Source organism: Natronococcus sp., from assembly GCF_047921035.1.
Classification (GTDB): Archaea; Halobacteriota; Halobacteria; order Halobacteriales; family Natrialbaceae; genus Natronococcus.
The window spans coordinates 59738-73667 of sequence record NZ_JBLRWX010000005.1 but is presented as its reverse complement, the minus strand read 5'-3'; the positions used below and the strand labels follow the sequence as shown (position 1 = coordinate 73667).

At 65.2% G+C, this 13930-nt stretch carries 12 protein-coding genes; 3 read left to right on the top strand and 9 right to left on the bottom strand.

Annotated features, from left to right (window positions below; translation table 11 throughout):
- Positions 1-556 precede the first annotated feature (556 nt).
- A complete protein-coding gene (locus tag ACNA7R_RS02390) occupies positions 557-1021 on the bottom strand; it encodes a hypothetical protein (protein WP_416281939.1) in 465 nt (154 codons plus the stop codon).
- Between the two features lie 265 nt (positions 1022-1286).
- Positions 1287-1721: a universal stress protein gene (locus ACNA7R_RS02385; protein ID WP_416281938.1), complete on the bottom strand. Its 435-nt coding sequence runs from the start codon at positions 1719-1721 to the stop codon at positions 1287-1289.
- 154 nt (positions 1722-1875) lie between these two features.
- Between ACNA7R_RS02385 and ACNA7R_RS02380 the strand changes: the two genes are divergently transcribed.
- On the top strand, positions 1876-2181 hold the full coding sequence (locus ACNA7R_RS02380; protein WP_416281937.1) for a hypothetical protein: 306 nt from the start codon (positions 1876-1878) through the stop codon (positions 2179-2181).
- 313 nt (positions 2182-2494) lie between these two features.
- On the opposite strand, the gene ACNA7R_RS02375 is transcribed toward ACNA7R_RS02380, so the two are convergent.
- Positions 2495-2734: a hypothetical protein gene (locus ACNA7R_RS02375; RefSeq protein ID WP_416281936.1), complete on the bottom strand. Its 240-nt coding sequence runs from the start codon at positions 2732-2734 to the stop codon at positions 2495-2497.
- 245 nt (positions 2735-2979) lie between these two features.
- Here ACNA7R_RS02375 and ACNA7R_RS02370 point away from each other — a divergent pair, with 245 nt between their 5' ends.
- On the top strand, positions 2980-3981 hold the full coding sequence (locus ACNA7R_RS02370) for a sulfurtransferase (protein WP_416281935.1): 1002 nt from the start codon (positions 2980-2982) through the stop codon (positions 3979-3981).
- Positions 3982-4185: 204 nt separating this feature from the next.
- On the opposite strand, the gene ACNA7R_RS02365 is transcribed toward ACNA7R_RS02370, so the two are convergent.
- The 6 genes from ACNA7R_RS02365 to ACNA7R_RS02340 all read right to left on the bottom strand — a co-directional run bounded on the left by ACNA7R_RS02365 (position 4186) and on the right by ACNA7R_RS02340 (position 11840).
- Positions 4186-5529, bottom strand: coding sequence for an RNase J family beta-CASP ribonuclease (locus ACNA7R_RS02365; RefSeq protein ID WP_416281934.1), 1344 nt, complete (start codon positions 5527-5529; stop codon positions 4186-4188).
- 214 nt (positions 5530-5743) lie between these two features.
- Positions 5744-7216 (bottom strand): hypothetical protein, encoded by a 1473-nt coding sequence (locus ACNA7R_RS02360; RefSeq protein ID WP_416281933.1) that lies wholly within the window; start codon positions 7214-7216, stop codon positions 5744-5746.
- 306 nt (positions 7217-7522) lie between these two features.
- Positions 7523-7672, bottom strand: coding sequence for a hypothetical protein (locus tag ACNA7R_RS02355; RefSeq protein WP_416281932.1), 150 nt, complete (start codon positions 7670-7672; stop codon positions 7523-7525).
- Positions 7673-7780: 108 nt separating this feature from the next.
- Positions 7781-8977 carry an MFS transporter gene (locus ACNA7R_RS02350; protein ID WP_416281931.1) on the bottom strand — a complete coding sequence of 399 codons (1197 nt, stop codon included), beginning with the start codon at positions 8975-8977 and terminating at the stop codon, positions 7781-7783.
- A gap of 79 nt (positions 8978-9056) precedes the next feature.
- Positions 9057-10409, bottom strand: coding sequence for a polysaccharide deacetylase family protein (locus tag ACNA7R_RS02345; RefSeq protein WP_416281930.1), 1353 nt, complete (start codon positions 10407-10409; stop codon positions 9057-9059).
- Positions 10410-10607: 198 nt separating this feature from the next.
- Complete coding sequence (locus tag ACNA7R_RS02340; protein WP_416281929.1) at positions 10608-11840, bottom strand: PQQ-binding-like beta-propeller repeat protein; 1233 nt, start codon at positions 11838-11840, stop codon at positions 10608-10610.
- Positions 11841-11981: 141 nt separating this feature from the next.
- Between ACNA7R_RS02340 and ACNA7R_RS02335 the strand changes: the two genes are divergently transcribed.
- On the top strand, positions 11982-13652 hold the full coding sequence (locus tag ACNA7R_RS02335) for an aldehyde ferredoxin oxidoreductase C-terminal domain-containing protein (protein WP_416281928.1): 1671 nt from the start codon (positions 11982-11984) through the stop codon (positions 13650-13652).
- The last annotated feature ends 278 nt before the right edge of the window (positions 13653-13930 follow it).

Sequence of the window (13930 nt, the reverse complement as noted above, 5' to 3'; positions counted from 1 at the left end):
TCCGTTGCCGACGTCGTCGCTCTCGTCGGTGTCCGTCGTGTCGTCCGTCGCCCCGTCGTCCTCGGGCGCGGTGTCGTCGTCTTCGTCGTTGCCGCTACAGCCGGCCACCACGGCTGCTGCACCCGTTGCACCAATTAGGAACTTTCTACGATCCATGAAATCAATGTATGTTCATAGATAAAAAATATACCGGTGACTAGATGAATAAATGGGATGGTTCGCCACTATCGGGGGTGTTCGTCGCTCGCGATCCGGATTTTCCGGCTTTCGGTTGGGGAACGACCGAACGCTGAAGCGGCCGACGGCGAGTCACGGTCCGATCTCCTCCCCGGTCAACGCAGTGCTTACGCCTCGATCTGCCGCAGTTAGGGATGCGAAGAGTGCGCCCAGGAGGCGTCCGGTACGAACCCGATTCCTCGCCGTCGTCCTCACGCACCTCGAGTTCGGCCTCCGTGCGAATCGCGAGCAGTCGGTCGGTCCCTTGCCCGTAGACGGTTCCCTCGACGAGAGTCGCGTCCAGCCGAGCGACCCGCTCCGGGGCGTCCGGAACGACGGATCACCTCACGGAGCCGTCCTCGTCGAACACGAACAGGCCGTGTTCGTCCTGCCCTTCTGTCTCCTGACTGCCGTCGATACCCACGTAGATGCCGTCGGCCGCGACGACCGGCTGCTGGGCGTGTTTGATCGGCTGGTCGGGATCCCACACCTGCTCGCCCGTCTCGCGGTCGAAACCGGCCGCGTCGTACGTCGGGTTCGTGTAGACCCGATCTTCGGTGATCGTCGCCGGCCTGTCTCCGTCGTACCACTCTCCTTCCTCGCCGGTTTCAGCGTCGTAGAGGACGACGTCGTCCGAATACGGCCCCTCACCGTCGTCCATGGCAACGGCAACGTGGCCCTCGGCTGCGATGATCGGGTCGTAGTCGACGAGCTGCTCCATCCCGTCGGGAATCTCAGTCGTCCAGCGTTCGGCCCCGATTTCGAGTTCGCGCGCAAAGACGTACGACTCGCTGCACGCGAACACCGCGCCGGCTGCGATGGGTGTGCCGCCGTTCGCGAGGAACTCCTCGAACAGTCGTACCGGGATGCGGACAAGACGGGAGGAGCTGACGGCGACGAACCGGTCGATCGGACCTGGACGGACCGGGCGGGGAGATCGCTCCTTCGCCGCCAGCAGCGCGCTCGGTGGCCGTTCTCTGCAACGGGACCGTCCCTACAACTCGTCGAACCGATCCACGGTCGGTCGTTCGAACGAACGTAAAACAATTGTCACGAACTCAGCCGAACGCTCACCGGACGATCGTCACCGGAACTGGCGATCGTCGGGCGACCGTCTCGGCAACGCTGCCCAGCAGGATTCGACTCGCACCGGTTCGGCCGTGGCTGCCGAGCACGACGTGATTCACGTCGCGGTCCTCGGCGAAGTCGACGATCGTCTCCGAGACGTCGCCGATAACGTACTCGGTCTCGAGTTCGACGCCGGCGTCTTCGGCCCGTCTCCGTGCGGTTTCGAGCAGGTTCTCCGCCTGCGTTTCGTGCTCGTTGCGGACCCGTTCGTAGTTCGACAGCGTCCCGGTCTCGAGTCCGGTCGCCGTGTAAACGTCGCCTGGATCGATCACGTGCAACGCCGTGAGCTTCGCCGAGGAGTGTTCCTCGAGGGCGAACTCGAGGGCGGCCGTCGATCGATCGGAGTCGTCGACGGGAATCAGTACGTGGGAGGCCATACCGCTGGTTCGGTGTGCGCAAAAATAAAACTCCATCCCGTTGTTTTGTCACCCGCACTCGGAGCTTTCGCCTCGACTACGGAACGCCGGCGATGACAGTCACGCTCGGCACGAAATGTGCTAAGTATTCTCGAGAGGTACGTCCAGACATACCATGGACACCATCATCATCGCAGTGGTGGTCATCCTGCTCGGCGCGTGGTGGGCCCGACTTCTGGTTCGCCAGCGCGACACCGAGAACGACGACACCGCTCCCGACTCCGGCGACGGCGAGAACTCCATCGACGGGCTCGCGTCCGGCGGGTACCAACCCGCCGGCGTGGAGTACTGGAGTCAGACCCACGAGCGACCGGTCGAGTCCCAACCGCTCGCACCGGGTATCTGTCCGACCTGCGAGACCGAGAACGACCCCTTCTACACGTACTGTCGGAACTGCGTCGGTCGGCTCCGTCCCGCCTAACTGTCGCCTTTCACTAAGTCAGTCTTTTATGCGGCGTGTCGGACTGACGGCTGCTGCGACGAGCGCAGTTGGCGTCGGCCAGGCGAGATCGAACAATAATGTAGATTTCTCGGTTAAGAAAGGTTCGTAGACGACCGCGTAGACTCTTCCCTACTCTTCTCCCTTACTTCGAGTCGCAGACCTATCACGAACGACGATACCTCATACGGATTGTTGTAGCGTTCTACCGGTGATCGCTCGGGCGGGGACAGCGATCACCGGTAAAGAACTACGATAGTCCGTATCAGAACGCGACACCGGATCGAACCGTTTCTCACCCGTCACGCGCCGGACCGCCCTCGGCGTCCTCGGCACCAGCGCGGTCGGCCTCGGCGCAGCCGGTACCGCTAGCGCGGACGATCACGAGGACGGATTCCCGTATCGAGGACGACGGATCGAACTCGGCCCCGATGGTCGCCGCGGACGGCGACGGCCGGTACACGCTCGAGGCCGTCGACCACCCCGACGAGCTGACCCTGCCGCCGGCCGAGAGCGGCGACGAGATCCCGATCACGCAGGCGCCGCTCCACGAGATTCCGAGCGAGTTCTTCTTCGTCGTCGCCTACCACTACGACAACCGGACCTGGGGCCCCAGCCGGGCCGTTCTGGGTTCCGCAGCTGGTCGTCAACCAGTTCGATCACTGAACGGTTCGTTCGCTCGACGACCCGTCGTGGGTCCCGCGGCGATCCAGCTCAGTCGTTCGAACGGTGGGACCGACTGCGAAACCCCGTTATACACACAGCGCGGAGGAGACGACGATGAATACCGGATCACCGTCACGACGAACACTTCTCCGTGCCACGGGCGCGGCCGCTACCGCGGCGATAGCCGGCTGTCTCAGCACGCTCCGCGAGGACGACCCGGAGAACTACGCGACCCCGGCGGCCGCCGAGTTCGAGGACGTCGTCGACAGCGGCTGGCTCGAGGACAACCTCGAATCCGTGAGGCTGCTCGACGTGCGAGACGAGTCCGCGTTTACCGAGGGTCACGTCGCGGGCGCCCACCGGCTCCCCGACACCGAGTTGATGCGGGATCACTACGAGGAGACCGACGACGGCTACGAGGCCTCGCCGGAGGTGATCGCCGAGATTGCGGCCGACGCCGGAATCGAGCCCGACGACGACGTCGTCGTCTACGGCGAGGGGTCGAACCTCTGGGAGACGTACGCGATCTACACGCTCCGGGCGATCGGCCACGACGGAACCGTCGCCCTGCTCGACGGCGGATACGCCGTCTGGGAGGCCGCCGACGGAGCGATCGAGACCGGAACCCCCGACGTCGAGTCCGCACGGTACGAACCCGAACTCGACACGGACGTCGTCGCAACGCGCGCACGCGTCGCGGAGCGGGTCCACGAGGACGGCGCCGACGTCCAGCTGGTCGACAACAGGAGCCCCGAGGAGTATCGCGGGAAGGACGACGACGACCGCGTGACCCGTCACGGCCACATCACCGGCGCGATCAACGTCGACTTCCCGCAGAACCTCGTCGACGACGGCGCGCGGCTGCGTTCGCCCGAGGAACTCGAACAGTTGTGGTTCGAGGACGCCGGCCTCGATCCCCGCGAGGAGACGATCAGCTACTGTACGACGGCCGTCCGGGGCTCGGTCGGCTGGTTCGTGATGCAACAGCTCGGCTGGGAGGAGTGTCGGAACTACGAGGGCAGCTGGCTCGACTGGGGGTTACTCTCGGAGGACGACGGCTACTACTACAGCTCCTGTTCGAATGCCGGAACCGTGGTCGACACGTTCGCCGACTGATACGGTTTACTGTAAGTCATTACCGGCGCAACCGCGACCCGTGCGGCGGTTGCGCCGGTAAATCGTTACAGCAATCCGTATGAACCACTCTCCGTTTGTTTCGAACGGAGAGCGACTGCAGCCCTCGAACGACGAACGTGGACGCGGTGTTTATAAGACGTGGGTCCGCTACGATCGAGAGTATCGAACCGCCGGAGTCGTCGTCTACACCAACTGGATGATGTTCCCGTTGTGGGTGACGTGGAGATCACGTCCCATCTTGTACCCCTGGTTGGCTGCGAGGTCGACGTACCCCGAAAAGCCGCTCATGTTCTGGTGAGCGGGGATGAGATGCTGAGGCTGCAGGGCGTCGAGCATCTCGTAGTGGCCCTCCCGACAGAGGTGACCCGAGACGTGGACGTCGTCGTAGATGCGGGCGCCCTGCATACCGAGTAACTTCTCGGCCTGGTAGCGCTGGCCCTCGTTCGTGGGCTCGGGGATGACTCGAGCCGAGAAAACGACCTTGTCGCCCTCCTCGAGGTCGTAGGGGGTCTCGCCGCGGGCCATCCGGGTGAGCAGCGCTCGCGGCTCGCCCTGGTGGCCGGTGACGACCGGCAGGAAGTTGCCCTTGCCGTCGTTCATGATTCGCTCCAGGGTCTGGTCGATGGACTGGCGGTAGCCGACCATCTCGACGTCCGAGGGGAAGTCGACGCCGATCCGCTTTGCGGTCCCGGAGTACTGCTCCATCGAGCGCCCGAGCAGGATCGGCTGACGGCCGATCTCCCGCGCGAACTCGATGATGGATTTGACCCGCGCGATGTGACTCGAGAACGTCGAGGCGACGATCCCGCCGTTGTAGTCCTCCATACTGTAGAGGACGTCCCGCAGGTGTTCGCGGGCGACGCTCTCGCTGGGGGTTCGGCCCTTCTTGTTCGCGTTGGTACAGTCCTCGATGTAACACAGCACGCCGTCGCCTTCGCGACCGATCTCGCGGAACCGTTCCATGTCGATCGGGTCGCCGATAACGGGCGTGTGGTCCATGCGCTTGTCCAGCCCGTAGACGATCGCTCCCTCGGGCGTGTGCAAGACCGGGTTGATCGCCTGGACGATCGAGTGGGTGACGTTGACGAACTCGAGTTCGCAGCCGTGGTCGCCGATCGACATCGTCTCGCCGGCGTCCATCTCGACGATATCGTTGTCGAAGCCGAACTTCTGTTCGTCCTCGACCTCCTCGCGGACCAGTTCGCAGGTAAACGGCGTCGCCACGACCGGCGCGTCGTAGCGGTGGGCCAGCTTCGAGATGGCGCCGATGTGGTCCAGGTGGCCGTGGCTCGGGACGATCGCCTGCACGTCGCCCTCGAGGTCGCTCATGATCCGATCGTCGGGAATGGCACCCATGTCGATCAGATCAAGACTGTGCATCCCCTCGGTCCGGAGGTTGTCGTGAATGAGGACCTTCGACAGGTTCAGCCCCATGTCGAAGATCACGATGTCGTCGCCGGCACGAACCGCGGTCATCTGTCGGCCGACTTCCTCGTATCCGCCAATCGTTGCAATTTCGATTTCCATTGGTAGACCCGATCAGAGCAGTCCCAGCGGACAGCCCCGCAGCGGAACGGCTGCGGTCGAGGAACGAAACGGCCGGTGACGTGAGAATTCACGTCCTTGGCGTTACCCTGTTCCCGACTGTGCCAAGGACAGCGCCTCTTTCGGTTACTCGGACGGTGACGCCCCAGACGTAAGTACCCCCTGGTTCGACAGAGAGAGACACGCAGCGACTCCCTCACTCGAGCCACGCGACGAACGGCCCGTCGGCCGTCGCCCGGCGGATGTACGCCCGTTGCATCCCCGTTACTGCGCTCTCGAAATCCGCCCCCTCCTCGAGCCGGCGTCGGACCTCGCGGCGTTTCCACCCGCTCGGGGACGTCCGGGCCGCCCACCGCGCCTCGATCGGCTCGAGCAGGGCGTCGACGCGGTCGGGATCGATGCCCCGGTCGTCGAGCCCGCGCCGGGTCAGCACGAACAGCTCCTCGTAGATCTCGGCCGGCTCGCCCGTTCGGATTCCGTCGCGGGTGATCCACTCGAGATCAGCCTCGAGCCCGTCCTCGGCGGCCGCGTAGAACGACTCGCGGGCGGCCGCCCAGGGCAGCGTCGCTACGGGGTGGTCGGTCGCGACGATGCCGTGGACGAGGCCGACGACCAGCGTCTGGAGGCCGATCGCGTCCGCGACGGTGGGTTGGGCCGCGAGGGGGCGGTACTCGAGGCGCGGCCCCTCGGGACCGAGGATCGGTCGGATCCACCGCCAGCAGGTGCCCTGCTTGTGCAACAGCTCCCAGTAGTCGTCGGCGAACCCGTCGCGGGGCTCCTCGACGAGCCACTCGCGCAGGGCCGGCACGCACGGCCGGTCCGCGACGATCCGATCGATCGCGTCGGCCGCCGTCTCGAGATCCCGAGGAAAGCGGACCTTCCCCGGATCGCGGACGTTCATCGACTCGAACACCGGTATCCGGAGTTCGACCGGACCCTCGAGGGCCGCCCCGACGTCGTCGTAGAGCTCCGCCGGCAGCAGCGGCGCGTTCGCCGCCAGCGCGAGCACCGGCCCCGCCGTGCGCAACGCGGCGTTGAAGTAGTCTGGAAAGCGCGGGGTCGGCACCTGGAGGTGGACCTGCATCGAGGCGGCGAGCGACTCGACGAGGATCGTCGGGAACGACCGCCGACAGCCGGCTACGTCGAGTTCGACCGGCCCGTGAGCGGTAATATCCGCATCGAGGGCGTAGTAGCGCGGCCTGGGTGCGACGTTCGTCGGAACGGGGGTCCCGTCCCGGTTGCGGTCGACCGCGCTCAGGTAGGCTCGAGCGCCCTCCGGCGAGGGGATCGTCCACACGCCGTCGGTGACGAACCGCAGCTCCTCGCGTTCGCACACCCGACCGACCGCGCCGACGCGATCGGCGAGTTCGACGGCCTGGGTCTCGAGCCCCGCCGAATCGAACCGGGAGGCGGGCGTGTTCACCTCCGCGTTGTGCCGCCCGAGTTCGCGCTCGCAGACGCCGTCGAACGCGGGCTCGGGAACCGCCGCGAGCCGTCCCGCGGAATCGACGGCGTATCCCTCGAGCTCGAGCCCGATGCGGAACCTACCCTCGAACGCGCCCGCGGCGAACTGCTCTCGAAGCGCGTCGGCCTGCTCGTCGACTCGGCGGACGAACTCGGCGCGGTTACGGTCCTGCCGGGTCGCACGGACGAACTCCCCCGGATCCATCCTCGTATATGATGCACGTTAACATATGAATCTGTTCCGTCCGGGTCGCCGACCGGAGAGATCTCGACGGTACGGACCATCGAGATCCACTTCGGTCCGGACGGCTACTGTCAGGACACGGAGGTCAACACGGTCCGCGACGAGGGCGGCCATGTCGACCTCGACGGCGAGGAGTGATCGCTCGAGGCGCTGCTTCGGACTCGAGAACTGAAAGCGGCGTTCGGCCGGAGACCGGATCCGAACTCGCCGAAAGCGACAGAGAGAGACGCGCTCATCGCCGTCCTCCGATGGAACGGCTGGAGAGTCTTAGTAACCGAAGTAGACGTCGAGCGCGAGACCGGTCGAAACGAGGAGCGCGAACGCGACGACGAACGCGAGCAGAGCGGTCTGGCGCTGGAGAAGCGGTTCGTACGGTTCTACATCAGGAGTGCCCGGAAGATAGGGTTTTGTCCTCATACACGGATAAGGGAACTGCAGGCATAAAGTACTATTTTGGGTTCCGTCACCAATAGTCATTTGCGAAGCAGTGTTTCGAGAAACGTCAACATAGATCAAACCCGGCGGTTAGTAATCGATCGAGGCGAACACGATCAGAAAGATTACGCCCGCGAGAGCGCCGATGCCGAGAAACGCCTCGTCGAAGTAACCGCGCTCGGCGACCGCGCCGAACGCGACCGGGCTCGCCGCACCGATCGCGAGGTAGACGGTTCGGAGCGCACCCAGGTTCGTTCCCTGCGTTCCGTCGGGCAGTCGCTGCGTGAGATCGGAGATCACGACCGTCTCGAATCCGAGGAGGCTACTCGCGAACACGGTTACGAGGACGAATCCTGGAACGGTCCCGACGAAGGGAAGCACGACGAGGGCTAGCCCGGCAGAACTCACGACCGCCAGCAGCGGGACTCGGACGCCCAGGCCGTCGTAGGCGCGGCCGGCGATCGGCTTCAACAGAATTCCGAGCGCGAAGAAAAAGCCGAACAGGGCGGCCGCCGTCTGCGCCGAGAACCCCCGTTCGTCGATCAGGTACGTCGGGTAGAACCCCATGAACGCCTGGATGATCACCCCCCACAGCACGAGCAACAGAGTTCCGCGAAGCACCACCGGCTGCGAGAGCGTCGGGGCGACGTCCTCAAGCGCGAACTGCTCGCGCAACGGCGTCGACGCGGTCGGCTGGCTCGGAAGCGTCCACCAGAGCCCGACCGCGGCGACCGCAAAGAGGGGGACGGCGAACCCGAACCCGTACTGCCAGCCGGCCGTGACCGCAAGCAACCCCGCGAGCGGCGGCATCACCGCGTTTCCGACGTCGCCGGCGGCCATCGTCGCGCCCGTCGCCGTACCGAGCTGGTCCGGGTACACCTTGTCGAGAATCGTAAAGCGGGAGACGCCGTACAGGGCGGTTCCGGCCCCGAACAGGGCCGTCGCAGCAAAGAGGACGAACGCCGAGTCCGCGAGGACGACGAGGGCGAGCATCGTCGCCGCGAGCACGGAACTGACGATCAGCAGGATGCGCTCCCCGGCCCAGTCGGCGAGGATGCCGCCGGGAAGCTGTCCGAACGCGTACGCGATCCACAGCACCGTCAGGAGGAAGCCGGCGGTCGTGAGCGTGAGCCCGTAGGACCCGCGGATGTGTGGCAACAGCGTGGGGTAGATCATCCGAACGCTGATCGACAGGAACCAGCCGAAGGCGACGGCGAGCAGGATCTTCCCGCGTCCGTCGCTTCGGAGGTCGGCGATCGCGTCCGTCACCGTCGATCGATAATCCACGAGCGGTGAACGCTCGGTTGCGGTATTGAGTCTTGCGACCTCCGTCGGCCACCGGCGGACGAGCCGGCACCGCGTTCGCTCAGTGTCCGCTTCGGCGCATCGTCCAAAGGTCGTCGAAGTCGATCACTTCGACGTCGTCGCCCTTCCCGTCGATGTACTCGAGCAGTTCCTCGTACTCCGATTCGGACACCGTGTTGTGCTGATCGAAGGCGTGGAAGTTCAGGATCGTACACTGACGGTGGGCCGCGGCGCGGTCGATACACCGCTTGGCGATCCCCAGGTCGTGGCCGATCGTCCGGGGCATCGCCAGCGGATCGAAGCCGGCGACGCCGGTGAGGTTGACGTCGCCGGCCTGGTTGAACCCGCCCGCGTAGTAGTAGTTCGAGACGATATCGAGCACCCGATCGTCGAAGTCGTTGTGCGGGAAGACGATGTAGTGGCCGCCCTCGAGTTCGGCGTTGACGGCCCAGTTCTTGTCCGTGCGCAGTCTGTCCTCGAGGTTCTCGTCGCTGAGGTCGGTAAACTCGGTGTGGGTTCCGTGCGCGACGATCTGGTCGCCGGCCTCCTGGCGCTCCCTGAGTTGGTCGATCGTCATGATCCCGTCGCGCTGGCCTCTCGTCCACTGACGAACGGCGGCCTGAACCGCATTGACGCCGTACTCGTCGTGCATCGGACTCGCCGTCTCGTAGAAATCCTCGAACCCGTCGTCCCAGCACAGCACCACGTACCCCTTCTCGGGTTTCGGGTGGGTGCGCACGTCGTCGACCCAGACCTCCGCGTCGCCGGTGTTGTGGACGGTGATCCGGACCGTATCGATGGCGTCGCGCTCGAGCGGGGTCGAACTCTGTTCGAAGAGGCCGGGGCAGGTTCGAAACCAGCCGACGTCCGACGTGCGGTACGTGACCGAGCGGAGCTGGTGGCTGGCGTACCCGCCGTAGAGATCCAGGAGCTGGATATCGATCGCGACGTTGCCCGGCGTCGACGTTCGAACGGCCATCGAGAGGTCGAGGTCGGTCATGTCCGTCGTCTCGATCTCGGTTTCCACGACGGCGTTTCCTCCGTCTTCGGCCGTCAGCCTGAGACTCTGGGAGCCGTCGAAGTACGTTCCCTCGTCCGGTTCGGCCGTCCCGTCGACGACCTCCCAGTCGTCCATCGCTTCGAAATCCACGAGCTGTTCGCCCGGTTGGTGGAACTCCTCGCGGCTGTCGTACTCCGTTTCGACCGCGAGTTCGGGCGATTCGACGTCGTCTTCGGTTCCCGGTTCGGTACCGTTCGTCTCCTCGCCGTTACCGTCGTCGTCGTCGTCGCCGTTGCCGTCCCCGCCGTTCGGAAGCGCGGAGTTCATCTGGTCCATGCACCCGGCCACAGCCGCGAACGCCGTCGCACTGGAGGCGGCGAGGAACCGTCGTCGGCCGTTGGATTTCTCGGTCATCGATACTGGTAAGATCCTCGAACAGTTTCTTTGTTATACAGTAATTAGCCGGTAGTGATACGTTCCTTAAATATCACTAATCAAAATCGGGAAAAGTGGACTCGTGAAACATCTCGCGGAAGATACCCGGGACAGTGAGTTCGAGTTTAACAGACACTACTGGCGTTAATTCTTCTCTAAGTATGTGTAGCTTCGAACTCACCGAGGCCGTGGAAGTCGGTACGCTCTCGCTCCGAACATCACCCGACCGGTGACCACGAGCGTGTGCCGGATCGTGGCGAACCCGCCGAAGCGTCTATCCGAAGGGGCGTGACCACACCGGTCGTCGTCTCGAACGTCGGCGAGCAGGAACGCTCGAGACGCGTCCCCCGTTCCCGGCTCGAGTTCGGTGTAGACGCCGCGCTGGTCGAGGACGCCGACGGCGTCGGCTCCCGCCTCGAGCGCGGCGATCCGTGCGGGACCCTCGTAGCGCCACCGCTCGGACCGATCGGCGCCGTACGCGGTTACGGTCCCGTTCAGGTCGCCGACGTACAACGCGTCGTCGGTGCCCTGGACTGCCTGCACGAAGCCGTCGGTCTCGTCGTCCCGGACGTCGTCCGTCCGGTCGCTGGAAATCCGGCCCCGAATCGATCCGCTTTCCGGATCGAACGCGACCAGCGTCCCGTCTTCGCGGGGGAGCCACGCGTTCCCGGCGAACGAAACCGGCCTGGAGCCCCAGCCCAGAGTTCCCTCGAGGTCGGTCTCCCACTGTCGGCCGCCCGTCGCGGGATCGACACCGATCACGGTTCCCTCCCGCGTGGCGACGACAACCGTTCCCTCGAGCAGCGCGAGCCCGTTCGAGACTGGCGCCTCGAGCTCGATTGCCCACCGGGGTTCGCCACCGTTCGCCAAGACGCCGACGACGGCGTTCGATCCCTCGAGCGCGTCGTGATTCGGGTCGTTGACGGAGGCGACGACGACGTCATCGTGGACGAGCGTCGCGACGCCCATGTGGCCCTCGACGTTGCCACCCGCGTCGAATACCCACTCGAGTTGTCCGGTCACGCGGTCGAACGCGAGCAGCCTGTTCGCGCCGGTCGATGCGAACACGCGGTCGTCGGTCGGTCGGGGGCGTCCGATCCCGCCCGCGAGTTCGCGCCTGGTAACCCACTTCGGCTCCCCGCTCGGCTCGAGCGCGAGCAGTCGAAACATTCGGGACCCGGAGCTCCTCCGCGTGATTCCCGCCCCGCCGCCGACGAAGACCGTCCCGTCGTCGACGACCGATTCCGACCAGGCGTCGAACGTCGACTCCCGGAACTCCCGGGCCGGCTCGAGATACTCCGGGCAGTCCAGCGCGCCGGAGTCGCGAACGAACCAGTATCCGCCTCCGGCAAGTCCCGCAGCGCCGGCACCGAGGGCGCCGAGGAGCTGCCGTCTGCTGAGCGACTCCATGCGCCCGGAACCATTCGATCACATGAATATCTTCTGAAGGAACTGGTGAGCAGGTGGATGAAACGGGAGGGCGCACGCTGAACCCCGCCCGCCACGAAACGCCGGCGAACGTTTAAGCCACTCATTCGTGATTGATCACGCATGCTCCGTGCGAAGGGTCCATTGCTGACCGTCGACGTCGGCGAGCGAACCGCGACCGAGACGACCATCGACGAACAGCTCGAGGCGTGCGTCGGCGGCCGGGCCGTCGCGACGGCGCTGGCTCACGACCGCATCCCGTTCGAGGCGGATCCGTTCGGACCGGAAAACCGGCTCTACCTCTCGACCGGCCCCCTCCAGCAGTCGAAGATGTCGTTTACCGGTCGGATGAACATGACGGGGCTGTCGCCGCTGACCGACGGGCTCGTCTCGACGAACGCCGGCGGCTACCTCTCGCGGAACTTCGTCGAGACGGGATACAGCGTCCTCGAGATCGTCGGCGAGAGCGACGAGCTGCTGGCCGTCCACGTCACCGAGGACGGCGTCGAGTTCGAGGCGGTACCGGAACTCGAGGGGGCGACGGTCCCGGAAACCTCCGACTACCTGGAAGAGCGCCACGACCTCGGCTCCGACCACTGCATCGCCGTCGGTCCGGCCGGCGAGAACCGGGTTCGGTTCGCCTCCGTGATGACGTACGATCACCGCGCGTTCGGCCGCGGCGGGCTGGGGGCGGTTCTGGGCTCGAAGAACGTCAAGTGCGTCACGTTCGCGGGCGACGCGGCCCCGCCGGTCGAGATTCCGGACCCCCCGGAGATGGATATCCACAGCGAGGCGGCCCAGTCCGAGGACCTGATGCGCCGACAGGGGACGACCGGTAACACCGAGATGATCAACGAGGCCTTCTCGCTGCCGACCCGGTACTTCGAGGCGTACAAGTTCGAACACGCCGACGCGATCGGCGGCGACGCCGTCGAAGACAAGAAGTACAAGAAAGGCGCCTGTTCGGCCTGTGCGTACGCCTGCAAACTGCCGACTCGAGACGAGGAGAGCGGACTCGAGACGGAAGGCCCGGAGTTCGAGACGGTCTACGCCTTTGGCTCCCTGCAAGGCGTCGGCGACATCGTCGACGTCATGAAGAGCAACGACCTCTGTGACACCCTCGGGATGGACACTATCTCCGCGGGCGTCACCGTCGCGGCCTACCTCGCGAGCCAGGACGAGTTCGGCAACGCGGAACTCGCCCACGACGTAACCGAGCGGATCGCCTCCCGGGAGGGGATCGGCGACCTGCTCGCCGAGGGCGTCGAGCGCTGTCACGACGAACTGGGCGTCGACAGCTACGCCGTCAAGGGCCTCGAGCTTGCCGCACACGACGGGCGCGTGCTCAACGGACAGGGCCTCTCCTACGCCGTCGCGAACCGCGGCGGCGATCACATGTACGAGTCCCGCGTGATGTCCGCCGAGTACGGCGGCCGAATCGATCCCGAGGGAACGCTCGGCAAGGCCGAGGCGCTCGTCGAGGGCGAGAACGAAGCCGCGTTTCGGGATACGGGAATCGTCTGTGCGTTCGGCAGCGGGTACGTCACCGACGAGCGCCTGGGGGCGCTGTTCGACGCCGACCACGAGGACCTCCTCGAGATCGGTGCGCGAACGGTCGAACTCGAGCGCCACTTCAACAACCAGCGCGGCTTCGACCGAGACGACGACCGGCTGCCCTACGACCTCCCCGACCTCGAGGCGGCTATCTCGGAGTACTACGAGGCTCGCGGCTGGAACGACGACGGAACGGTTCCGTCCTCGGCGATCGATTCGGTGACGGCGGCCGACGACTGACAATTAGCCGTCGATTCCGCTACCGAATCACCATACGAAGTATGTGATCTATGGCGATAGTATTGTGTGTATAATGAATACCATCGCGCTTCCGGTAACGAAGCAGTCGATCGGTTCGTTCAACGTGTATTCCGCTCTTCTGTCGCCTTACTCCCTCAAACCGTCGGTCGTGGTAGCGCCCGACTCGGGTGGGGATTCCCCGTCCCTTTACTCGAGGAAAAACCGATCCGGAACATCGATCTCTACGGGTTTGAGACTCCGACCGGAGTGATCGTCCA